Annotated in this window: 21 protein-coding genes; 10 read left to right on the top strand and 11 right to left on the bottom strand. The window is 59.8% G+C overall.

Features of this window, described 5'->3' with window-relative positions; all coding sequences use genetic code 11:
* Nucleotides 1-24: 24 nt before the first annotated feature.
* Nucleotides 25-456 carry an RDD family protein gene (locus ACR0FB_RS02810; RefSeq protein WP_171723093.1) on the bottom strand — a complete coding sequence of 144 codons (432 nt, stop codon included), beginning with the start codon at nucleotides 454-456 and terminating at the stop codon, nucleotides 25-27.
* A gap of 65 nt (nucleotides 457-521) precedes the next feature.
* Nucleotides 522-944 carry a DUF2852 domain-containing protein gene (locus ACR0FB_RS02805; RefSeq protein WP_171631824.1) on the bottom strand — a complete coding sequence of 141 codons (423 nt, stop codon included), beginning with the start codon at nucleotides 942-944 and terminating at the stop codon, nucleotides 522-524.
* A gap of 142 nt (nucleotides 945-1,086) precedes the next feature.
* Between ACR0FB_RS02805 and ACR0FB_RS02800 the strand changes: the two genes are divergently transcribed.
* Genes ACR0FB_RS02800 through ACR0FB_RS02780 form a run of 5 tightly spaced genes read left to right on the top strand, consistent with a single transcriptional unit; the run spans nucleotide 1,087 to nucleotide 6,357 of the window.
* Nucleotides 1,087-1,476: a DUF4440 domain-containing protein gene (locus ACR0FB_RS02800; RefSeq protein ID WP_480619615.1), complete on the top strand. Its 390-nt coding sequence runs from the start codon at nucleotides 1,087-1,089 to the stop codon at nucleotides 1,474-1,476.
* A 49-nt stretch (nucleotides 1,477-1,525) separates the two neighbouring features.
* Nucleotides 1,526-4,321 (top strand): [protein-PII] uridylyltransferase family protein, encoded by a 2,796-nt coding sequence (locus ACR0FB_RS02795; protein ID WP_480619613.1) that lies wholly within the window; start codon nucleotides 1,526-1,528, stop codon nucleotides 4,319-4,321.
* Entirely contained in the window at nucleotides 4,305-4,577 is a 273-nt protein-coding gene (locus tag ACR0FB_RS02790) for a hypothetical protein (RefSeq protein ID WP_171631831.1), read from the top strand. Before ACR0FB_RS02795 ends, ACR0FB_RS02790 begins: the two co-directional genes overlap by 17 nt.
* Before the next feature lie 38 nt (nucleotides 4,578-4,615).
* Complete coding sequence (locus ACR0FB_RS02785) at nucleotides 4,616-5,818, top strand: RSP_2647 family RNA methyltransferase (RefSeq protein WP_480490404.1); 1,203 nt, start codon at nucleotides 4,616-4,618, stop codon at nucleotides 5,816-5,818.
* Complete coding sequence (locus ACR0FB_RS02780; protein ID WP_171631838.1) at nucleotides 5,815-6,357, top strand: RSP_2648 family PIN domain-containing protein; 543 nt, start codon at nucleotides 5,815-5,817, stop codon at nucleotides 6,355-6,357. Before ACR0FB_RS02785 ends, ACR0FB_RS02780 begins: the two co-directional genes overlap by 4 nt.
* A gap of 70 nt (nucleotides 6,358-6,427) precedes the next feature.
* On the opposite strand, the gene ACR0FB_RS02775 is transcribed toward ACR0FB_RS02780, so the two are convergent.
* Nucleotides 6,428-7,114 carry a M48 family metallopeptidase gene (locus tag ACR0FB_RS02775; protein ID WP_152458255.1) on the bottom strand — a complete coding sequence of 229 codons (687 nt, stop codon included), beginning with the start codon at nucleotides 7,112-7,114 and terminating at the stop codon, nucleotides 6,428-6,430.
* A gap of 217 nt (nucleotides 7,115-7,331) precedes the next feature.
* Here ACR0FB_RS02775 and ACR0FB_RS02770 point away from each other — a divergent pair, with 217 nt between their 5' ends.
* Nucleotides 7,332-8,816: an inorganic phosphate transporter gene (locus tag ACR0FB_RS02770; RefSeq protein ID WP_480619611.1), complete on the top strand. Its 1,485-nt coding sequence runs from the start codon at nucleotides 7,332-7,334 to the stop codon at nucleotides 8,814-8,816.
* A gap of 15 nt (nucleotides 8,817-8,831) precedes the next feature.
* On the opposite strand, the gene ACR0FB_RS02765 is transcribed toward ACR0FB_RS02770, so the two are convergent.
* The 5 genes from ACR0FB_RS02765 to ACR0FB_RS02745 form a co-directional block, all read right to left on the bottom strand.
* Nucleotides 8,832-10,016, bottom strand: coding sequence for a vWA domain-containing protein (locus ACR0FB_RS02765; protein ID WP_171631843.1), 1,185 nt, complete (start codon nucleotides 10,014-10,016; stop codon nucleotides 8,832-8,834).
* A gap of 4 nt (nucleotides 10,017-10,020) precedes the next feature.
* The gene (locus tag ACR0FB_RS02760; RefSeq protein ID WP_171630689.1) at nucleotides 10,021-10,218 is read right to left on the bottom strand and encodes a hypothetical protein; all 198 of its coding nucleotides are present in this window, start codon (nucleotides 10,216-10,218) and stop codon (nucleotides 10,021-10,023) included.
* Nucleotides 10,199-11,566, bottom strand: a complete 1,368-nt coding sequence (locus tag ACR0FB_RS02755; RefSeq protein ID WP_480619609.1) for a DUF2927 domain-containing protein — start codon at nucleotides 11,564-11,566, stop codon at nucleotides 10,199-10,201. Before ACR0FB_RS02755 ends, ACR0FB_RS02760 begins: the two co-directional genes overlap by 20 nt.
* Nucleotides 11,563-12,021 carry a GNAT family N-acetyltransferase gene (locus ACR0FB_RS02750; RefSeq protein ID WP_171631848.1) on the bottom strand — a complete coding sequence of 153 codons (459 nt, stop codon included), beginning with the start codon at nucleotides 12,019-12,021 and terminating at the stop codon, nucleotides 11,563-11,565. The genes ACR0FB_RS02755 and ACR0FB_RS02750 overlap by 4 nt, the downstream gene beginning before the upstream one ends.
* Before the next feature lie 101 nt (nucleotides 12,022-12,122).
* Nucleotides 12,123-12,968 carry an AAA family ATPase gene (locus ACR0FB_RS02745; RefSeq protein WP_480619607.1) on the bottom strand — a complete coding sequence of 282 codons (846 nt, stop codon included), beginning with the start codon at nucleotides 12,966-12,968 and terminating at the stop codon, nucleotides 12,123-12,125.
* A gap of 382 nt (nucleotides 12,969-13,350) precedes the next feature.
* On the opposite strand from ACR0FB_RS02745, the gene dksA reads away from it, so the two are divergent.
* Together dksA and ACR0FB_RS02735 are read left to right on the top strand one after the other, a co-directional pair.
* Nucleotides 13,351-13,773 carry an RNA polymerase-binding protein DksA gene (gene dksA, locus ACR0FB_RS02740; RefSeq protein WP_171167736.1) on the top strand — a complete coding sequence of 141 codons (423 nt, stop codon included), beginning with the start codon at nucleotides 13,351-13,353 and terminating at the stop codon, nucleotides 13,771-13,773.
* 72 nt (nucleotides 13,774-13,845) lie between these two features.
* Entirely contained in the window at nucleotides 13,846-14,991 is a 1,146-nt protein-coding gene (locus ACR0FB_RS02735; RefSeq protein WP_480619605.1) for an FAD-dependent monooxygenase, read from the top strand.
* A 4-nt stretch (nucleotides 14,992-14,995) separates the two neighbouring features.
* Here the strand turns inward: ACR0FB_RS02735 and xth are convergent, their stop codons facing one another.
* Both xth and ACR0FB_RS02725 read right to left on the bottom strand, forming a co-directional pair.
* Nucleotides 14,996-15,775 carry an exodeoxyribonuclease III gene (xth, locus tag ACR0FB_RS02730; RefSeq protein ID WP_171631859.1) on the bottom strand — a complete coding sequence of 260 codons (780 nt, stop codon included), beginning with the start codon at nucleotides 15,773-15,775 and terminating at the stop codon, nucleotides 14,996-14,998.
* Nucleotides 15,776-16,053: 278 nt separating this feature from the next.
* The gene (locus ACR0FB_RS02725) at nucleotides 16,054-16,377 is read right to left on the bottom strand and encodes a HesB/IscA family protein (RefSeq protein WP_152458245.1); all 324 of its coding nucleotides are present in this window, start codon (nucleotides 16,375-16,377) and stop codon (nucleotides 16,054-16,056) included.
* 76 nt (nucleotides 16,378-16,453) lie between these two features.
* Here ACR0FB_RS02725 and ACR0FB_RS02720 point away from each other — a divergent pair, with 76 nt between their 5' ends.
* Nucleotides 16,454-17,593: a deoxyguanosinetriphosphate triphosphohydrolase gene (locus tag ACR0FB_RS02720; RefSeq protein ID WP_171631863.1), complete on the top strand. Its 1,140-nt coding sequence runs from the start codon at nucleotides 16,454-16,456 to the stop codon at nucleotides 17,591-17,593.
* Here ACR0FB_RS02720 and ACR0FB_RS02715 read toward each other — a convergent pair whose 3' ends face one another.
* Nucleotides 17,594-18,145, bottom strand: a complete 552-nt coding sequence (locus ACR0FB_RS02715; RefSeq protein ID WP_480619603.1) for a putative pterin-binding protein — start codon at nucleotides 18,143-18,145, stop codon at nucleotides 17,594-17,596.
* Between the two features lie 133 nt (nucleotides 18,146-18,278).
* Here ACR0FB_RS02715 and argS point away from each other — a divergent pair, with 133 nt between their 5' ends.
* A complete protein-coding gene (gene argS, locus ACR0FB_RS02710) occupies nucleotides 18,279-20,024 on the top strand; it encodes an arginine--tRNA ligase (protein WP_480619601.1) in 1,746 nt (581 codons plus the stop codon).
* Nucleotides 20,025-20,082 lie beyond the last annotated feature (58 nt).

Here is a 20,082-nt window from a genome sequence, read left to right as displayed (position 1 = left end):
CCAAGTGTTTCGCGCAACCGCGTGTCAGGCCCGTCGATTGATCATGACCGTGCCCAGAAAACTGTCGGTCAGACCCTGGCCGCGGGCGCTGGTCATCATCATGATCACCGAGATGATCTGGATCACCGCAAACGCCATGCTGACGAAATAGCCGGCAGTGTGGGCGATGGCCTTGCCCATATCCATTCGTTCTCCGAATGCGTCGCGCAATTCGATTCCCATGAACCGCATGCCCAGTGTGGCCGAGCCGTTGGTGATGGTTACTACGCGATAGACAAAGCTGATCACGGCATAGATCACTGCCAGAAAAAACAGACCGAGGCCTGCGCTCAACAGGATCGCCACCGTGCAGAGCAGCGAGATGAAGGCGATATCAAACAACCAAGCGACAAAGCGTTTGCTTGTCACCGAGCGGTAGAAATCAGGTTGGGTATCCGGGTCAGGCAGGTGGTTCATTCGTCAGGTCCGAAAAAATGGGTCAGGGTACCCTGTCCCGGATTGCCGGGACAGGGCAAGGTCAATCAGGCCGGCTTGGCATTTTCGTCGTCTTCATGGTTCTCGCGGGCGCGTTCATCCATGAACTCGTCGAATTCGGCCTTGTCCTTGGCATCGCGCAGGCGGCGCAGGAACGCCTCGAAATCCTGCTGTTCGCGTTCAAGGCGGGCCAGTGTATCTGCCTTGTAGGCGTCAAATGCGCTGTTGCCTGATGGTTTCATCGCGCTCATGTGGCTGTGCCAGGATTTGCGGCGGCTGCAGGATTTGCTGAACATGCGTTTGCTCCAGATCATGTAAGCCAGAAGGGCCAAGCCAACCGGCCAGAAGAAGATGAAACCAAGGACCATGGCGGCAATCCAGGCCCCTTTGCCTTTGTCATCCAGCCAGGCCTCGATTCGATAAAGCCATCCCGGATTCGCGGGGACGGCGGGGTCGGACAATGCGGTCATTTGAGCTCTCCAGGGTTGATGTAAACTCTTTTCACATTGATTAGATGGGGTCGTGGGCGGGGGTTGCAAGGGGGTAATGTAAAAAAGATTTACATTCAGCAATTCGGTTGACGGTGAGCGCCATCAGCCGCAGGTTGCGGAAATGGATTTGACAGAACACAAAACGGCACCTGCGCTGGATGAAATTCTGAATTTGGAAAAGCAGGTCTGGATGGCGCTGGTCGAGGGCAACGCAAGCGCGGACCGGGCGTTGCTGAGCGCGGATTTTCTTGGGGTCTATCCGACGGGATTTGCCAATCGTGACGATCATGTCGGTCAATTTGCAGACGCACCGACGATGGCCGAGTTCGAACTGAGCGGCGAAAGACTGCGTGTTCTGACACCGGATATCGTCTTGCTGTCCTACAAGGCCGATTACCTTCGCTCGGGTGCGACAACGCGCGAGGCGATGCTGATTTCGTCGTTGTGGGAACGCAGAGACGACGTTTGGGTCAACAGTTTCAGTCAGGACACGCCGGTTCAGAACACCTGATCAGAATGCCCCATTGACGATCACGCGCCGCAATGCGCAGTTTGCGCCCATGACAGACGTTTTAGCCATTTCACGACTTCCGCGCGCTTTCGATCCATCCCTGGGGGCCGAAGCGCGGGCCCTGATGCCTGATTTGCCGGCCGAGATGGCGGAATTGGTGGCGGGCACCGCCGGTTCAAGCCCCTATCTGAAAAGTCTGATCGAACAAGAGAAGGGCTGGCTGCCCGAGGCCCTGATGCACCCGGATCAGGCATTTGCTGACGTCATGGCTGCTGCGCGTGATCTGCCGCCGGATCAGTTGAAACCCGGATTGCGGCAGGCCAAGTGGCGAATGGCTCTGCTTACGGCGTTGGCCGATATTGCAGGTGCGTGGCCGTTGGAGAAGGTCACGGCGGCCCTGACCGATTTCGGTGCGCTGGCCGCAGATGTTGCCGCCAAGGCCGAGATCGCAACATTGATCCGGCGTAAGAAGCTGCCGGGCATGACCGAGGATGATGTCGAAACCGCAGCCGGCCTGGTCATACTGGCGATGGGAAAGATGGGCGCGCATGAGCTGAACTACAGCTCGGATATCGATCTGATCGTCCTGTTTGATGAAACGCGCTTTGACCCCGATGACTTTTACGAGGCCCGGCAGGGCATGGTTCGGGCCACGCGCAACTTCTGTGCGACGTTGAGCGAGAAGACGGCGGATGGCTATGTGTTCCGAACGGATCTGAGGCTGCGCCCCGATCCGGCCGTGACACCGGTTTGCATGGCGATGGAGGCCGCCGAGCGGTATTACGAAAGCCTCGGTCGTACGTGGGAGCGCGCGGCTTACATCAAGGCGCGCCCCTGCGCCGGGGATCTGGATGCGGGGCAGCGTTTCCTTGACGGCTTGCGCCCCTTTGTCTGGCGCCGCCATCTGGACTTTGCCGCCATTCAGGACGCCCATGACATGCGCCTGCGCATCCGGGAAAACAAAGGGACGGGCGGGTCTTTGTCGATCCCCGGTCACGACATGAAACTGGGGCAGGGCGGTATCCGCGAGATCGAGTTTTTCACGCAAACCCGCCAGTTGATCGCGGGTGGGCGGGACGCTGACCTGCGGGTGCGAGGCACGGTTCCCGGGTTGGCGGCGCTGGCGGCAAAAGGCTGGGTGCCACAGGATGTGGCGGACAAGCTGACAGATCATTACCGCGCGCACCGCGAAGTCGAACATCGCATCCAGATGATTCATGATGCGCAGACTCACAAGGTGCCGAACTCACCCGACGGGATCGAACGCGTCGCCTGCCTGATGGGGATCAGCAGCGCCGAGTTGACGCAGGACCTGAAAAACCGCCTGACCGAAGTGCATGAGCTGACCGAAGGGTTCTTTGCCCCCGGACCTGGTGCGGCGCCCGCCCATGTACAGGATGTGGAGTTCGACAAGAACGTTCTGGCCCGATGGACGACATATCCGGCCCTCAGGTCCCAGCGCGGCGCGCGGATTTTCGAACGTCTGCGCCCCGAATTGCTGTCACGTCTGGCCAAAACCGCCAAGCCCGACGAAGCATTGATGGCTTTGGACGGGTTCCTGGCGGGCCTGCCCGCCGGGGTGCAGCTGTTTTCGCTGTTCGAGGCGAATCCGCAACTGATCGACTTGTTGATCGATATCGTCGGAACCTCGCATGCTCTGGCATCGCACCTGTCCCGCAACGCGTCGGTGTTCGATGCGGTGATCGGGGGCAGTTTCTTTGCGGATTGGCCCGGGCAAGAGGCGTTGCAAGCGGAATTGACGCAGGCTTTGTCGGAAGAAACAGATTATGAAACCCAGCTTGATCTTGCCCGACGCTGGTGCAAGGAATGGCATTTCCGGGTCGGCGTGCATCACCTGCGCGGCCTGATCGACGGAAAAAAGGCAGGTCGGCAATATGCCGATCTTGCGCAGTCGGTCATCGCGGCCATCCTGCCGCATGTCACCGAGAATTTCGCCCGCAAACACGGCGCTGCACCGGGGCGTGGCGCTGCCGTGCTTGGGATGGGGTCGCTGGGGGCAGGCCGGATCAACTCGCAATCCGATCTGGACATGATCGTCATCTACGATCCTTTGGATCAGGATATGTCTGACGGTCCGCGCCCTTTGGCCACGCGCACGTATTATGCGCGGTTCACGCAGGCCCTGATCACGGCATTGTCCGCTCCGATGTCGCAGGGACGCTTGTATGAGGTCGATATGCGATTGCGTCCCTCGGGCAATCAGGGGCCGGTCGCAACCAGTTGGGCCAGCTTTGTCAATTACCAGCGGAACGAAGCCTGGGTGTGGGAGCATCTGGCCTTGACACGCGCGCATGTTGTTGCCGGGGATGCCGGACTGGCCGAGGAAATCGAAGCCTTCCGCACCGAGTTTCTGTCGCACCCGCGAGAGCAGGGGAAGGTTCTGCGCGAAGTGGCCGAGATGCGGTCGCGCCTGGCGGCGGCCAAGGCGCCCGCCGGCATCTGGGACGCCAAGAACGGCCCCGGCCGGCTGATGGATATCGAATTGATGGCGGAAACCGGTGCTTTGCTGGCGGGGTCCGCGCAGCGCGATGTCGCGTCGGGTCTGGATGGCGCCGTCGCAGCCGGGTTGCTGGATGTCGCGCAGGCGCAATCTCTGAAAGACTGCTATGACCTATTTTGGTCGGTGCAATGCGCCGCGCGGTTGCTGTCGGGCAAGACAATCGAAGCCGACAAGATCGGCGAAGGCGGTACGGCATTTTTGTGCCGCGCCACCGGGTTCGAACAGGTCGAGGCTTTGCAGGCGGCATTGCAGGAATGTTACACGACCGCGGCCGATCTGATCGGCGGCGTGATCAAGGGGGAAGAAGATGGCGCGCAGCAGTGATCCCAACGACCACAAAGGTCTGATCCGGGAAGCCTATCGAATCGACGGCATCACCCTGCCAGAGTGTCGCAGCATTTTTTTGGACTGGGCGCTGAGCCTTCCCGCAGATCGCGACCAGAACACGGCGCTGGCCGAGCTGCACGCGGGCTATGCCGAGCAGAACCCCGATCATCCGATGACACAGGTTCTGACCGAAGGCCTTCAGACGGCAAAGGCCCCAGAACGCCGCGGCGGTTGGCGATCCCGTAACCGCTAGGGCTTTCCCACCGGCGCGTTCAGGACTATGAGGGCGCCATGACCCAATCTGCCGACCGTCCCCGTATCCGCCTGAAACCCAAAGCCAATGCGCGCGGCCTGCGCCATGGTTTCCCCTGGGTCTACGCCAATGACATCGTCACCGACCGCCGTACCCGAAAAATTCCGGCGGGCGCTCTGGCCGTGCTCGAAGATGACAAACGGGCGCCCGTCGCGCTGGTCGCGGTCAACCCCGCGTCCAAGATCATGTGCCGGGTGCTGGACCATGACATCGACGCGCAGCTTGACGCGACGTGGTTCGAGAGCCGTTTGCAGCGCGCCCTCGATCTGCGAGAAAGCCTGTTTGACGCCCCGTATTATCGCCTGATCCATGCCGAAGCGGACGGCTTCCCCGGCGTCATCATCGACCGCTTTGGCGAGGCCTGCGTCATTCAGCCGAACGCGGCCTGGGCCGAGGCGCACCTGGATGTGCTGACCCAAGCTCTGGTCAAAGTCACTGGCGTGACCACGGTGCTGAAGAACGCCTCGGGCCGTACACGCGGGCTGGAGGGGTTGGACGACGTCAACCAGGTATTGCGCGGAACCGCGCCCGATGCGCCCCTGCCGGTACCGATGAATGGCGCCACCTACATGGCGGATCTGACAGGCGGTCAGAAGACCGGGCTGTTTTACGACCAGCGCCCCAACCACGCCTTTGCCGCGCGCCTGGTTCATCCCGATGCGCAGGTGCTGGACGTGTTCAGCCATGTGGGCGGCTTCGGTCTGGCGATGCTTGCAGGCGGTGCGGGGCAGGCATTGTCCGTCGATGGCTCAGCCGCCGCGCTCGACCTGGCGAAAAAAGGGGCCGAGGCGTCGGGCCTTGCTGAAAAGTTCCAGACCCGACAGGGCGACGCGTTCGAGGTTCTGACTCAACTGGGTGAAGAAGGCGCGCGATTTGACGTGGTGATCTGCGATCCGCCCGCGTTTGCGCCGTCCAGGCAAGCGCTGGATGCGGGGCTGCGCGCCTATGAACGTATCGCACGACTGGCGGCGCCTCTGGTCAAACCCGGTGGTTATATAGGGCTGTGTTCGTGTTCGCACGCGGCTGACCTGAGCCGGTTCCGCGATGCGTCCTCCCGTGGGATCGGGCGCGCCGGGCGTCAGGCGCAATTGATCCACACCGGGTTTGCGGGTCCCGATCACCCGCAACTGCCGCAACTGGCGGAAAGCGGCTACCTCAAAGCAGTGTTCTACCGCCTGTGAAGGCCGTTCTCGACACCTGCGTCATCTATCCCACGGTGATGCGCGAGATGCTGCTGGGCGCGGCCCGCCTTGGCCATTTCACTCCGATCTGGTCTGCCCGCATCCTCGAAGAATGGGCCCGCGCCGCGCGCAAGCTGGGCCCGACGGGCGAGGCGCAAGCCCGCGCCGAAATTGCCTTGGCGCAAGCGCAGTGGCCAAGGGCCGAACGCGCGCCGGTCCCGGGGCTGGAGCAGCGCCTCTGGCTGCCCGACGCAGCCGATATCCACGTTCTGGCGACGGCCATCACCGCCTCGGCCGACGTCATCGTGACCGTCAACGCCAAGGATTTCCCCAGAAATATTCTGGCAGAGGAGGGGCTCGACCGCCGAGATCCCGACGGCTTGCTGCATGGTCTCTGGTTATCTGACCCTGACGGCCTGGCGACCATCGCCGATCGCGTTCTGAGTGAAGCCATCCGCCTTTCCGGCCACCAATGGACCCTGCGGGCGCTGATGAAAAAGGCCCGCCTTCCACGCCTTGGCAAGGCGCTCACCCAATAAACTGGATCCCACTTCATCTGGCTAAAAATATCCCGGAGAGCGCGAGAGGCTGGCCTCTCGCTGCGCACCCTCAGCCACGCGCCCAACGCTGCTCAAGGGCCTCCAGTGCCGCAATGCGCTCACCCGTTTTCGGGTGGCTCATCAACCATGCCGGGGCAACGCCCGCCCGTTGTTGCGTCAGGTCTTCCAGCTTGTGAAACAAGGATTTCTGCGGCCCGATCCCGATTCCGGCCTTGGTCAGCAAGGCGGCGGCATATTCGTCCGCCTCATACTCATCCTGTCGTGACAGGCGCGAGGCCAGTAATGATGTCAAGGCATTCGCAATCATCGCTCCGATAAACGGAATAAACCGGTTCAGCACCATGATCAGCGCCGTCCGCATCGCGTTTTGGCCTGAAAAATCAATCATCCGTCGCTTTGCGTGACCCAAGGCTACATGTCCCAGCTCATGTGCGATCACGCTGGCCATTTCCTCGGCCGACACCTCTCCGTTGCGGAATTTTCGGTAAAACCCGCGCGTGATGAAAATCCGACCATCCGGAGCAGCCAGCCCGTTCACCGGGTCAATCTCGTAGATATAGACAGGGACCCGATCGATTTCCAAAGCTGCGGCAAGCCGGTCCGTCATACGTTTCAGCACCGGGTCGGCCAGTTCGGTCGATTTTGCGTCCAACTCACGATGGGTGCGCCAGACCGAAATGCGGTACATCACGATGGCGTAGCCAATTGCCAGCAGGATCGGGGTTAATCGAAGCATGTCAAAGATATGGTCCGAACATGGGCTTTGCGCAAGTCACACCTGCGGGATGTTCGTCGGGACCCGCATAATCTTTTTTCGTGCGCCGAATTCGGCATAACCTTTTTTCGTGCGCCGAAATCGGCACAACCTTCGATAAGTTGTGATCTTGCGATATGAGCTGTTGATTATTTCAACGATCCCACTTAACCGACAGGGCGCTATCGATGGGGGACCCATGACCGACAAGAACTATGAAGCGCGTCACCTGGAAACACTCGACCGGGATTTGCGGCGCTTTTCACGCCTCGAAATGGCGACCGCACAGGCTGGACGACCCTTTGTGGGCTCAGGGATCGCCCTGGCATTCATTGTCGTCGCAGGCCTTGTGGCCGCTTTCCTGTTCGGGCAGGGCAACAATTCACTTGTCGTCGTGATCGCGGCGATGTTCGGGGCCTATATGGCGCTGAATATCGGGGCCAATGACGTCGCCAACAACATGGGTCCCGCAGTGGGGGCGAATGCGCTGACGATGGGCGGTGCCATTGCGATTGCCGTTGTTTTTGAAAGTGCCGGGGCGCTCATTGCCGGGGGCGATGTCGTGTCGACCATCGCCAAGGGAATTATCGCGCCGGAAAGCATGGGAACGGCCGACGTCTTCATATGGGCGATGATGGCGGCGCTGCTGTCCTCGGCGCTTTGGGTCAATCTGGCGACTTGGATCGGCGCGCCGGTTTCTACCACGCATTCGGTCGTGGGCGGTGTAATGGGGGCAGGGATCGCTGCGGCTGGGTTCGGCGCCGTAAGCTGGGGCACCATGAGCAAGATCGCTGCCAGCTGGGTGATCTCGCCACTTCTGGGGGGCTTGGTCGCAGCCGGTTTCCTGTGGTTCATCAAGGCCAGGATCATCTATCAGGAAGACAAGATCGCCGCGGCCCGCAAATGGGTGCCGATGCTGGTCGGGATCATGGCGGGCGCCTTTGCATCTTATCTGGCGCTCAAGGGTCTCAAGAAAATCATCAAAATTGATCTCGGGACAGCGTTGCTGATCGGTGCGGCGTGTGGCGGGCTGATCTGGGCAGTGATGATCCCGGTGATCCGCCGCCAGTCCGAGGGGCTTGAGAACCGCAACAAGTCGCTGAAAATTCTGTTTGGAATTCCGCTGATCGTGTCTGCGGCACTGCTGAGTTTTGCGCATGGTGCAAATGACGTTGCCAACGCGGTGGGACCGTTGGCCGCGATTGTGCAGGCTTCTGCCTCGGGCGACTTCACTCATGCCGTCAGCATTCCCTATTGGGTCATGGTCATCGGTGCGTTCGGGATATCGTTCGGCCTGTTCCTGTTTGGTCCGAAACTGATCCGTATGGTCGGCAGCCAGATCACCAAGCTCAACCCGATGCGGGCCTATTGCGTTGCCCTGTCGGCCGCAATCACGGTGATCGTTGCAAGCTGGCTGGGCCTGCCTGTCAGTTCCACCCACATCGCGGTTGGCGCTGTCTTCGGTGTCGGGTTCTTTCGGGAATGGGATGCCGAGCGACGGCTGAGACGCGCCAGCCGGGCTTTCCCTGAACGCCCCCGCGTCGCGCCGGAAGAACGCCGCCGCCGCAAGCTGGTTCGTCGGTCGCATTTCCTGACCATCGTTGCTGCGTGGGTTATCACGGTTCCCGCCGCTGCAATGCTGGCAGCGATCCTGTTTCTTGGGATTCAGGCAATTGCCGGGTAAACTCTGGCGCTGACCTCAACGGGTCAGCGCTTTCATGCCCTGTTCCAGCCCGGCCAGGGTCATCGGCACCATGTGGCCTTCGAAGATCTCCTGAATCATGCTGATGGAGTGGGTGTATTCCCAATACTTCTCGGGCACGGGATTGATCCACAGGTTCGACGCCCATTGATCCCGCGCGCGTTGTAGCCAGACCTGCCCGGCCTCTGCGTTCCAATGCTCGTTGGCGCCGCCGGGATAGGCGATTTCATACGGGCTCATCGAGGCGTCGCCGACGAAGATGCATTTGTAGTCGGGCCCATAGGTGCGAAACACTTCATGCGTGGGCGTCTGCTGGTCCCAGCGGCGGCGATTGTCACGCCAGACGCCCTCGTAAAGGCAATTGTGGAAATAAAAATATTCCAGATGCTTGAACTCGGACCGTGCGGCTGAAAACAGCTCTTCCACCACTTTGATATGCGGGTCCATTGATCCGCCAACGTCCAGAAACAGCAGAACCTTGACCGCGTTGTGACGTTCGGGTCGGGTTTTGACGTCCAAATAGCCGTGCTCGGCCGTAGCGCGAATGGTGCCGTCCAGATCCAGTTCTTCCGCAGCACCTTCGCGCGCCCAGCGGCGCAGGCGTTTCAGGGCAACCTTGATGTTGCGGGTGCCCAGTTCAACCGTGTCGTCCAGGTTTCTGAATTCGCGCTTGTCCCAAACCTTGACCGCGCGCTGGTGGCGGCTTTCCTTTTGGCCGATGCGCACGCCTTCGGGATTGTAGCCATAGGCCCCGAAAGGAGAGGTCCCGGCCGTGCCGATCCACTTGTTTCCGCCCTGATGGCGGCCTTGTTGTTCCTTGAGACGCTCGCGCAGCGTTTCCATCAGCTTGTCGAAACCGCCAAGCGCCTCGATCTCGGCTTTTTCTTCATCAGACAGGTGCTTTTCGGCCATTTTGGCCAGCCAGTCGCCGGGGATGTCAACGGCTTCCAGAACCTGATCGAAGCTGATCTCGTTCAGTCCTTCGAAACTGGCGGCAAAGGCGCGGTCGAACTTGTCGATGTTGCGTTCGTCCTTCACCATCGACACGCGCGCGAGATAGTAGAACGCCTCGATATCATAGGTGGCCAGACCCTTTTTCATGCCTTCCAGAAAAGTCAGATACTCCCGCAGCGATACCGGGATGCCAGCTTTGCGAAGGTTTTCGAAAAAGGGCAGGAACATCGTGTCAGGCCACCAAACGCACCAGAATCAACGAGATCACCAGACCCACCAGCGCAAAGGCAATGCCGTATCCGGCGGCATATTGCGCCATGTCGGCCCGATTACCGCTGCGCTTTTTCGCGGTCAGGGCGCCCAAGGTTGCACCCAGTGCCGCCATTCCCAGAACTACCAACATATGTGCGTCATCCGTCTTTCGTGCCATCCGTGTTTCTTCGGCCATTGCCCCGCGACAATGACTGGGCCACCAGATCCGAGCCAAACCCGTACCGCGCCCATCCCAGGCTGTCCAGCCTGACGGCACGTGCCTGCTGTATCTGCCCCGCCTGTTTCAGCGCTTCTGATTTCAGCAACAGCAACGTGGCCAGCAAAGACGCATTTTCTGCCCGTGTCATGACATCGATGGCCCTGTTCAGTTCGGGCAGAACACTGGGTCCCTTTTCCTGTGCCAGCGCGAATGCCGCGGTTTGCGTGGTGACATAGGCCTGATGCACCTCTGTGCCGGGCGTGGCCTTCAGAAATTGCTGCGCAATCTGAAACTGGCGTTGGGCTTCGATGGGGTCCCGGAATTGTTCCATCCGGCCCATCAGGTAATGAGGATAGGCGCGGCGGTGATCCGTCCATCCCTGCTGCTGACCGATCCGTGCCGCCTTTCGGGCAGCGCGCAGCTGTCTGGGCGACCCCGCGCCCGGTCCCAGTGATTTCTGGATCGCGTCAATCCATTCGCGCGGTGTATCCGTAAAGGGTTGAACGGGCACCCTGTCCCCGCGCGGGTTCATCCGGCTCAGAACCCCCGGGATGACCGCGGCAACCTGATCGCGGGTCATGCCGGTGCGCAGTTCCGGCGCATAGGCAGCCCGCAGGATCAACATGTCGAACCCGGTCAGAACCGTATGGATATTGTCGTCGTTGAACACCGAATCCGGCAGGTGATACAGATCGTTCAGCGGACCAAGCGCTTGCGCCAGTTCTTCATGCAGGCAATCACGTATTTCCTGCGGACTGACGTCGTATGGGATGAAAATCCCAAGCCGTTCGCGTTTGTGCAGTTCTGTCCAGCTGCTTTTGATCTTTCGGCGGTCACGGCGATATTCTTCAAGGCTGGAGGAGTTGGGGACGACGAAACAGGCCGCGTTGGGCAGAATGCGCAGAATGTTTTTCTGGCTGACGGCTTCGATGGTGATATTCGCCTGGCCTTCGTCGATCTGTCGGATGTTGATTCCGGCTTCACGCCTCAGGCGGTTGAGCAACCGGGTCAGATCTTGCTGCATGCTTGCGGTCGGCGATCCGGCCAGGCGGACTGTGACCGGGGTCTCAAATCGCGTGAAAACGGGCAGGGCGGCGCCGCTTTCCAGTTCAAAATGCAGGGACAAGAAATCCGAGGCGATGTTCTTGTTCGATCGAGCAGGCGGCGAAGGACGTGCCGTTGAAAAAGACTTGGCAGGCGGCAGGCTTGCTTCGATGGGCGCGACCTGATCGGGCAGCTCGATCGTTTCAACCGTCGCGCAGCCGGCAACAACCAGTGCCAGAAAAAGGGCACTCAATCGCTTCATGAGCGGGCGTACTTGATGAACGGTGTCAGTGTGCCGATGCGATCATACAGTTTCCGCGCAGTGTGGTTAAAATCCTGGGTCAGCCAATAGACCGACGGCGCGCCCTGACGATCGGCCTCGTCATAGACCGCTTGGATCAAGGCCCGGCCAACGCCTGCCCCTCGTGCCTCGGGTCGCGCGAACAGGTCTTGCAGGTAGCAGACCTTTTCCACCTTCCAGGCGTGGCGATGAAACAGATAATGTGTTAACCCGACCAAGGCGCCATTCTGCTCGGCAACGAAACAGGAAAAATCCTGCGGGTCGTCGCCCAGCAGTCTGGAAAAGGTTGTTTCGTATACATCATCGGGCAGGGCGGTTTCATAAAATGCCAGATAGTCCCGCCACATGTCGGCCCATTGGCTTTTGTCCTCGGCACGCAGGGTGCGGATTGTCAGTGCGTTCGCCACGCGAGTCATCCAATTCTGTGGGCGGCGAAGCTCTGTTTCGCCAGATGGGCCGATGCTGGCATCCGGGCCGCCGCAAGGCAAGCCATGATCACCGTCTGGTCACCGTCCGGCTATCGTTTGCCGCGTGCCATAAAGGCCAGACGTTCGAACAGATGCACGTCCTGTTCATTCTTCAGCAACGCGCCATGCAGTTTCGGAAGCGCATCTGTGCCGCCGCGTTTGAGGTCTTCGTCGCTCAGGTCCTCGGCCAGCAGCAGCTTCAGCCAATCCAGCACTTCCGATGTTGACGGCTTTTTCTTGAGCCCCTGCGTCTCGCGGATTTCATAGAACTGGGTCAGGGCGGTGGTCAGCAGCGCATCCTTGATGCCGGGGTGATGAACCTCGACGATGCGGCGCATCGTGGCCTCGTCCGGGAAGCGGATGTAGTGGAAGAAGCAGCGGCGCAGAAACGCGTCCGGCAATTCCTTTTCATTGTTCGAGGTGATGATGACGATCGGGCGGTTTTTGGCCCGGATGGTTTCCCCTGTCTCGTAGACATGGAACTCCATCTTGTCGAGTTCCTGCAAAAGGTCGTTTGGAAACTCGATATCCGCCTTGTCGATCTCATCGATCAGCAGAACGACCTTTTCGTCGGCCTCGAAGGCCTGCCACAGCTTGCCCTTGCGGATATAGTTCGTCACGTCATGCACGCGTTCCTCACCCAACTGGCTGTCCCGCAGGCGGCTGACCGCGTCATATTCATACAGGCCCTGCTGCGCGCGGGTGGTGGATTTCACGTTCCATTCAATCATCCTCAGCCCCAGCGCGCCGGCCACCTGTTTGGCAAGTTCTGTCTTGCCGGTGCCGGGTTCGCCCTTGACCAGCAATGGGCGTTCAAGTGTGACGGCGGCGTTCACGGCAATCGTCAGATCGTCAGTGGCGACATATTCGGCTGTACCTTGAAAGCGTGCGGTCATGGGCTTCTCGTGTGGTTTTTCGTGATCCGTGGGCAGGTTGTGTTGTCCGGGTTACAGACGGTCAATGATTTTGACAACCCGCGTCCCTGCGTCGGTTGAGGCGATTTTTGCAGGAACTCCAAGCCCTTTTGGTTGATTCGTGCGCGCGAATGCGCCATGCAAATTGACACCTGCCTCAAAAAGGCCTGCTAAATTTCATAGAAAAACAGGGTTTTGTTGTTGTTTGTCTCATATTTAGACAAAACGGCACGAGGGCGTGCTGAAGCAACGTTTGTGTAGTGACAATCCCACGCCCGTCGGCTAAACGCTGCGCAGAAGGGGGTGCCAAATGTCAGGTGAAACATCCGCGACCGACGTTTCTGGCCATACCGAGGGAGCAAATATGAAACAGGAAGTTTTTCTGCCGGAGGATTACCGCCCGGCCGAAGATGAACCTTTCATGAATGAACGTCAGCTTGAATATTTCCGCCGCAAGCTGTTGGATTGGAAGAATGAGCTTTTGGCGGGCAGCCGCGATACGATCGAAGGGCTGCAGGACAACACCCGAAACATCCCGGATGTCGCAGACCGCGCGAGCGAGGAGACCGATCGCGCTCTGGAGCTGCGGACACGCGACCGCCAGCGCAAGCTGGTTGCCAAGATCGACGCAGCCCTGCGCCGGATCGAAGAGGGTGAATACGGCTACTGCGAAAAGACCGGCGATCCGATTTCGCTGAAACGCCTGGATGCACGTCCGATTGCGACCATGACGCTGGAGGCGCAAGAGCGCCACGAGCGCCGCGAAAAGGTCCATCGCGACGATTGATCGCCGGGTGAAACTGGAAAATTTCGAACGCCGGGGCCTGTGGCTCTGGCGTTTTTGCGTTATGCGGGGGGCATGAAGATCAATCGGTTGAATTTCTGTGTAATTGGTGGCGGCATCGGCGGTCTGGCGGCTGCGTTGGCGCTGCGGCAACACGGGGCGCAGATCACCCTGCTAGAGCAAGCCCCGGCATTAACCGAGGTTGGCGCCGGTCTGCAGATCAGTGAAAACGGGTTGTGCGTGTTGCGCGCGCTTGGGGTGGCGGATCTGTCTGCGGGCCAGAAGTCGCACGGTACGATCTTGCGCGATTACCGCAAAGGCCGCGTTGTCAGCCGGCTGCCCGGTCCTTCGGCTGGCCCGACCTATTATTTTCACCGCGCCGATCTGTTGAATCTGCTGCATTTTGCGGCCCGCAAGGCCGGCGTGGATGTCCGTCTGGGGGCCAAGGTTTCCAACGTGCACAAACACCCCAACGAAGCCGAAATTCTGTTGGCGAGCGGCGAACGGCTGCGCGCCGAATGCGTCATCGCCGCCGACGGTGGCCGAAGCGCGATTCGCCCGGCTCTGAACGGGCCCGAGACACCAGAGTTCACGCACCAGGTCGCCTGGCGCGCCACCATTCCCTGGCGACCGGATTCAGGCGTGGTGACGGCATCCCTGACCATGGGGCCGGGTCGGCATGTCGTAACCTATCCTTTGCGCGATCAAAGCATGATGAACATCGTTGCGGTCGAGGAACGCTCGGACTGGAGGGAAGAGGGATGGAAGCTGAACGGCGATCCGGATGAATTGCGTGCACGTTTTTCAGGGTTCGGCGGTCCGGTAGGTGAGATTCTGTCAAAGGTCTCGGATGTGAATCTGTGGGCCCTGTTCCTGCGCCCGGTCGCAGAAAAATGGCAGAACGGTCGTTTGGCATTGCTGGGGGACGCGGCGCATCCGACCTTGCCGTTCATGGCACAAGGCGCCTGCCTGGCGTTGGAAGATGCCTGGGTGCTCGCACGATCTTTCGACGAACATTCGGGTGTCGCCAGTGCGCTTGCCGCCTACGAAAAAACGCGCCGACCAAGGGCAGAAAGCGTGGTTGCCGCTGCCGGGTCGAACGCACGCAATTTCCACCTGTCAGGCCCCGCCCGTTTGGCGGCCCAATGTGCGCTTATGGCCATCGGACGGAAATTGTCACGCCGCTACGAATGGATATACACCTACGACGTCACGGCCTGAACCGCTAAATATCCAGATCGACCCAGACAGGCACGTGATCCGAGGGTTTTTCATGCCCGCGCACGGCGGCATCAATCTGGCAATCCCGCATTAGATCTGCCGCTTGCGGGGTCAGCAGAAAGTGATCGATCCGAATTCCGTCGTTCCGGTTCCAGGCCCCGGCCTGGTAGTCCCAGAATGAATAGTGCCCCGCGCTTTGGGTGGTGGCCCGGAACGCTTCGGTGAAGCCCAGATTCAGGATCTTGCGAAACGCGGTGCGGCTTTCGGGGCGGAACAATGCGTCTTCGCGCCATGCTTCGGGGCGTTTGGCGTCCTCCACCTGCGGGATGATGTTGTAATCCCCCGCCATCAACGCAGGTTCTTCGGTTGCCAGCAAATCACGGGCACGGTGATACAGCCGCTCCATCCATGCCAGTTTGTAATCGTATTTCGGGCCGGGCGCCGGATTGCCATTGGGCAGGTACAATCCACAGATCCGAAGAGCCTTTTTACCAACGACGGTGGCTTCTATCCAACGGGCCTGCTCATCCGCGTCATCGCCGGGAAGGCCGCGGGATACATCCTCGAGGGGAAGCTTCGACAAGATTGCAACGCCGTTGAAGCTTTTTTGTCCATGGGTTTCCACGTTGAAGCCACGCTCTTCGAATATCTCGCGCGGGAAGTTTTCATCGACCGACTTGATCTCTTGCAACAGCACAACGTCCGGCTGCGCTTCGTCCAGCCAACGGGGCAGGGCTTCGACCCGCGCTTTGATGCCGTTGATGTTGAACGTGGCGATTTTCATGCGCGATCCTCCGAAGACTTGGTGCATCCTATCGCGCAGAACGGGCCCAACGGCAAGGCGGAGATCGTATTTGCGAGGCTCTGCCTCGCGCTCCGGGATATTTTTGGCCAGATGAAGAAACGGATTATTAACCGAATTTCTTCAAGCTGAAGTGGCGGTACAGGCGGGGACGCCGATGACCGCGCCAGGTGAAGCCCTCTGGTCTTTCGGTCAGAGGGCGGACCTCTGCTTCATCTGGCCGAAAATATCCTGGGGGTGTGGGGGCAAAGCCCCCACGGTTACATCGAAAAAGATGTGCCACAACCACAGGAAGAGGTGGCGTTGGGGTTGTCGATTACAAATCGCGCACCGATCAGTTCCTGGGTGAAGTCGATAACCGCGTTTTCCAGGAAGGGCAGCGAAATGGCGTCGACAATGACTTTTTGCCCTTTGCCTTCAAGGACCAAATCATCTTCTTTTGGCGTATCCAAAGCGATTTCGTATTGAAACCCCGAGCAACCGCCGCCTTCCACTGCGACGCGCAGTGCCTGACCCTGATCCGCCGCGCCGATTTCTGCGAGGCGTTCAAAGGCGCGATCCGTGACTGTTGGGGGCAGATTCATGCCGGTCTCCAAAGGTTTCCTTCCGTTACGCCATACAATATAGAAAGTGCAAGGACAGGCGACAAGGACGGGCCATTTGGACAGAGCTAGTTTTGCCTCGGATCCGGACCGCACCAGGGGACGGCTCGTAGCCGAGGAGGAAAGCAGTTTCCGATCATGCTTTCAGCGCGACCGGGACAGGATCATTCACGCCAGTGCCTTTCGGCGCCTCAAACACAAGACGCAAGTTTTCGTTGAGCATGAGGGCGATAGCTACCGCACCCGCCTGACCCATTCCATCGAGGTGGCGCAGGTGGCCCGGACCATTGCCGGTGCTCTGGGCCTGAACCCAGAGCTGACCGAAGCCGTGGCCCTGGCGCATGATCTGGGGCACACGCCCTTTGGACATACCGGCGAAGACGCGTTGCACGCGTTGATGAAACCCTTTGGTGGTTTTGATCACAACGCGCAGGCCATTCGGATCGTCACAAAGCTGGAGCGCCACTATGCAGAATTCGATGGGTGCAACCTGACCTGGGAATGTCTGGAAGGAATAGCCAAGCACAATGGCCCGGTTGAGGGCGATCTGCCCTGGGCATTGGCCGAGTGCAATCAGGAATTCGATCTTGAACTGCACACCCATGCCAGCGCGGAAGCGCAAGTTGCGGCCCTTTCTGATGACATAGCGTACAACAATCACGATCTTCTGGACGGATTGCGCGCAGGCTTGTTCACGGATGACGATTTGCAGGACCTGCCGATTGTCGGGGTGTGTTACGCCGAGGTGGATGCCAGATACCCAGGGCTGGATTCCTATCGCCGGCGTCACGAAGCGCTAAGGCGGGTTTTCGGGGTCATGGTGGGGGATGTCATCAACACTTCGAACGATCTCATTGCCGTTTCTGGCGCGCAGTCCGTCGAAGAAATCCGACATCTTGGGTATCCTGTCATCCAGTTCTCGGATGAGGTTTGGGCGCAACTGCGTGAAATCCGGGCGTTTCTGTTCACACGTATGTATCGCGCACCCAGGGTGATGTCAGTGCGGGCAGAGGTGGCAAAGATCGTGGAAGATCTGTTTCCGATCTACATGAACGATCCCAGGCAAATGCCTGTGCGCTGGCACGATGACATTGAAGCTGCCAGGGACGACACAGCCTTGGCCCGCATCGTTTCCGATTACATTGCGGGCATGACCGACCGATTTGCCTTGCAGGACCATGCGCGGCTGACGGGCTGATCACTCCACGGCTATGTAAGCGATGGCCCAGACTTGCTGAGCCGCTTGTTTCGCAGACTGATCGGCGTTCTTTGTCGGTGGGAACACGATCATTGTCGGGCCATAGCCTCCGATCCCCATCGGTGCGCCATCAGCATGCGTTGCAACGATCGGTTTGTGCGTTGCGATACTGTCCCAATCGATTTCAGCCTGATACCCATCCAGCGCCATGGGAAAAGCGGTTTTCCCCTCGGCCCCCGCCAGTGTCATGACGTCTGCCAAAAGCGGGCCCGAAAACCTGTAATCCCGCTCATTGCCCGGAGGACCATAGGGGATTGTGATCTCGAACTGCTCCAGCCCGTCCAGCATGGCTGCGTCAAACCCTGCCGCGCCGTCATGCGTGACCTCCAGATAGCCCAGCAGACCGCCGTCATTCTCACCTCGCGCAGGCAGGTTTGTTTCACTGACCGTGCCGCCCAGCGTCAGCAGCACATGGCCTTTGGGCTGTGGCAGGTCGGCCAGCGCAGGCAAGGCGGTGGACAAAAGCAAGGCAAAGGACAAGGCGCGGTGCATCAACGGTCTTCGGTAGCGGCGTACAGGCCCAAGATTAGCGAGATGTTTCGCCAAACCAAGCTTAAACATTAGGCGTCCATTGACCTTGCCGGTTTGCGTGGTAAACCCCGCGACAAGCAAAAGGACATCCGAAATGAACCTGTTTTCCGAGATCCGCGGCCTTGTACTGGACGCGCTGGCGCAGATGCAGTCCGAAGGCGCATTGCCCGAGGGGCTGAGCTTTGACAACGTGGCGGTCGAGCCGCCGCGCGATGCGGCCCATGGGGACATGGCAACCAACGCCGCGATGGTGCTGGCGAAACCAGCCAGGATGAAGCCGCGCGACATTGCGGATGTTCTGGCCGGGAAACTGGCGGCGGATGACCGGATCACAAGCGCAGAAGTGGCAGGGCCCGGTTTCCTGAACCTGCGTCTTGCGCCGTCCGTTTGGCAAGGTGTGTTGGCGGCGGTTCTGGAAAAAGGCACCGATTTCGGGCGCTCGGCCATGGGGCAGGGTCAGAAGGTCAATGTCGAATATGTCTCGGCCAACCCGACCGGTCCGCTGCATGTCGGGCACACACGCGGCGCGGTGTTCGGGGATGCGTTGGCAAGCCTGCTGGCCTATTCGGGCCATGACGTGACCCGTGAATACTATATCAACGACGGCGGCGCGCAGGTGGATGTGCTGGCGCGGTCGGCCTACGAACGTTATCGCGAGGCCAATGGCCTCAGCCCCGAGATTGCCGAAGGGCTGTATCCCGGCGACTATCTGATCCCGATCGGCGAGGCGCTGAAAGAGAAATATGGCGACAGCCTGATCGACAAGCCGGAAAGCGAATGGCTGGAAGAGCTGCGCGAGTTTTCGACCGACGCGATGATGGACCTGATCCGCGCCGACCTGAAGGCGCTGGGCGTCGAGATGGATGTGTTCTTCTCGGAGAAATCGCTCTATGGCACGGGCCGGATCGAGGCCGCGCTGCAATCGCTGACCGAAAAGGGCCTGATCTATGAAGGCGTGCTGGAGCCGCCCAAGGGCAAAAAGCCCGAAGATTGGGAGCCGCGCGAACAGACCTTGTTCAAATCCACCGAACATGGTGATGACGTCGACCGCCCGGTCAAGAAGTCGGATGGCAGCTGGACCTATTTCGCCCCCGATATCGCCTATCACTATGACAAGGTGAGCCGTGGCTTTGACGCGTTGATCGACGTGTTCGGGGCGGATCATGGCGGCTATGTCAAGCGGATGAAGGCGGCCGTGTCGGCCTTGTCCGATGGCAATGTGCCGCTGGATATCAAGCTGACGCAGTTGGTGAAACTGTGGAAAAATGGCGAACCGTTCAAGATGTCGAAACGGGCCGGGAACTTTGTCACCCTGCGGGATGTGGTCGATCAGGTTGGTCCCGACGTGACCCGTTTCGTGATGCTGACCCGCAAGAACGACGCGCCGCTGGATTTCGATTTCGACAAGGTATTGGAACAGAGCCGCGAGAACCCCGTGTTCTACGTTCAATACGCCCATGCCCGGGTGATGAGCGTGCTGCGCCGTGCCGCCGAGGCGGGGATCGACGCCACCGACGACACCTTGCGAGGGGCCGATCTGGCGTCGCTGGACCACCCCGCCGAACTGACGGTTGCCAAGAAGCTGGCGGAATGGCCACGCCTGGTCGAGATCGCTGCGCGGACCAACGAACCGCACCGCGTCGCCTTCTATCTGTATGAACTTGCAGGGGATTTTCACGCTCTGTGGAACAAGGGCAATGATGAAACCCAGTTGCGTTTCATTCAGGATGGCGATGTTGCCACAAGCCAGTCGAAAATTGCGATGGCCCGGGCCGTTTCTGTTGTGATTTCAGCGGGCTTGGGTATTCTTGGCGTCACCCCGGCGCAGGAGATGCGGTAACAAATATCGCCCGAACCGCCGGTACGAGGTAGGCAAGAAATGACCCGCGCGCCTTATT

The organism is Ruegeria sp. P10, from assembly GCF_056534925.1.
The sequence above is the reverse complement of the archived record's forward strand: the minus strand, read 5'-3'. Positions and strand labels throughout refer to the sequence as shown.

Coding starts and splice junctions, on each gene's coding strand:
- ACR0FB_RS02755 (WP_480619609.1), bottom strand. CDS start 11,566: ATGAAGCGATTGAGTGCCCTTTTTCTGGCACTGGTTGTTGCCGGCTGC.
- ACR0FB_RS02760 (WP_171630689.1), bottom strand. CDS start 10,218: ATGGCACGAAAGACGGATGACGCACATATGTTGGTAGTTCTGGGAATG.
- ACR0FB_RS02805 (WP_171631824.1), bottom strand. CDS start 944: ATGACCGCATTGTCCGACCCCGCCGTCCCCGCGAATCCGGGATGGCTT.
- ACR0FB_RS02770 (WP_480619611.1), top strand. CDS start 7,332: ATGACCGACAAGAACTATGAAGCGCGTCACCTGGAAACACTCGACCGG.
- ACR0FB_RS02785 (WP_480490404.1), top strand. CDS start 4,616: ATGACCCAATCTGCCGACCGTCCCCGTATCCGCCTGAAACCCAAAGCC.
- ACR0FB_RS02775 (WP_152458255.1), bottom strand. CDS start 7,114: ATGCTTCGATTAACCCCGATCCTGCTGGCAATTGGCTACGCCATCGTG.
- dksA (WP_171167736.1), top strand. CDS start 13,351: ATGAAACAGGAAGTTTTTCTGCCGGAGGATTACCGCCCGGCCGAAGAT.
- argS (WP_480619601.1), top strand. CDS start 18,279: ATGAACCTGTTTTCCGAGATCCGCGGCCTTGTACTGGACGCGCTGGCG.
- ACR0FB_RS02800 (WP_480619615.1), top strand. CDS start 1,087: ATGGATTTGACAGAACACAAAACGGCACCTGCGCTGGATGAAATTCTG.
- ACR0FB_RS02795 (WP_480619613.1), top strand. CDS start 1,526: ATGACAGACGTTTTAGCCATTTCACGACTTCCGCGCGCTTTCGATCCA.
- ACR0FB_RS02745 (WP_480619607.1), bottom strand. CDS start 12,968: ATGACCGCACGCTTTCAAGGTACAGCCGAATATGTCGCCACTGACGAT.
- ACR0FB_RS02810 (WP_171723093.1), bottom strand. CDS start 456: ATGAACCACCTGCCTGACCCGGATACCCAACCTGATTTCTACCGCTCG.
- ACR0FB_RS02765 (WP_171631843.1), bottom strand. CDS start 10,016: ATGTTCCTGCCCTTTTTCGAAAACCTTCGCAAAGCTGGCATCCCGGTA.
- xth (WP_171631859.1), bottom strand. CDS start 15,775: ATGAAAATCGCCACGTTCAACATCAACGGCATCAAAGCGCGGGTCGAA.
- ACR0FB_RS02715 (WP_480619603.1), bottom strand. CDS start 18,145: ATGCACCGCGCCTTGTCCTTTGCCTTGCTTTTGTCCACCGCCTTGCCT.
- ACR0FB_RS02750 (WP_171631848.1), bottom strand. CDS start 12,021: ATGACTCGCGTGGCGAACGCACTGACAATCCGCACCCTGCGTGCCGAG.
- ACR0FB_RS02725 (WP_152458245.1), bottom strand. CDS start 16,377: ATGAATCTGCCCCCAACAGTCACGGATCGCGCCTTTGAACGCCTCGCA.
- ACR0FB_RS02790 (WP_171631831.1), top strand. CDS start 4,305: ATGGCGCGCAGCAGTGATCCCAACGACCACAAAGGTCTGATCCGGGAA.
- ACR0FB_RS02735 (WP_480619605.1), top strand. CDS start 13,846: ATGAAGATCAATCGGTTGAATTTCTGTGTAATTGGTGGCGGCATCGGC.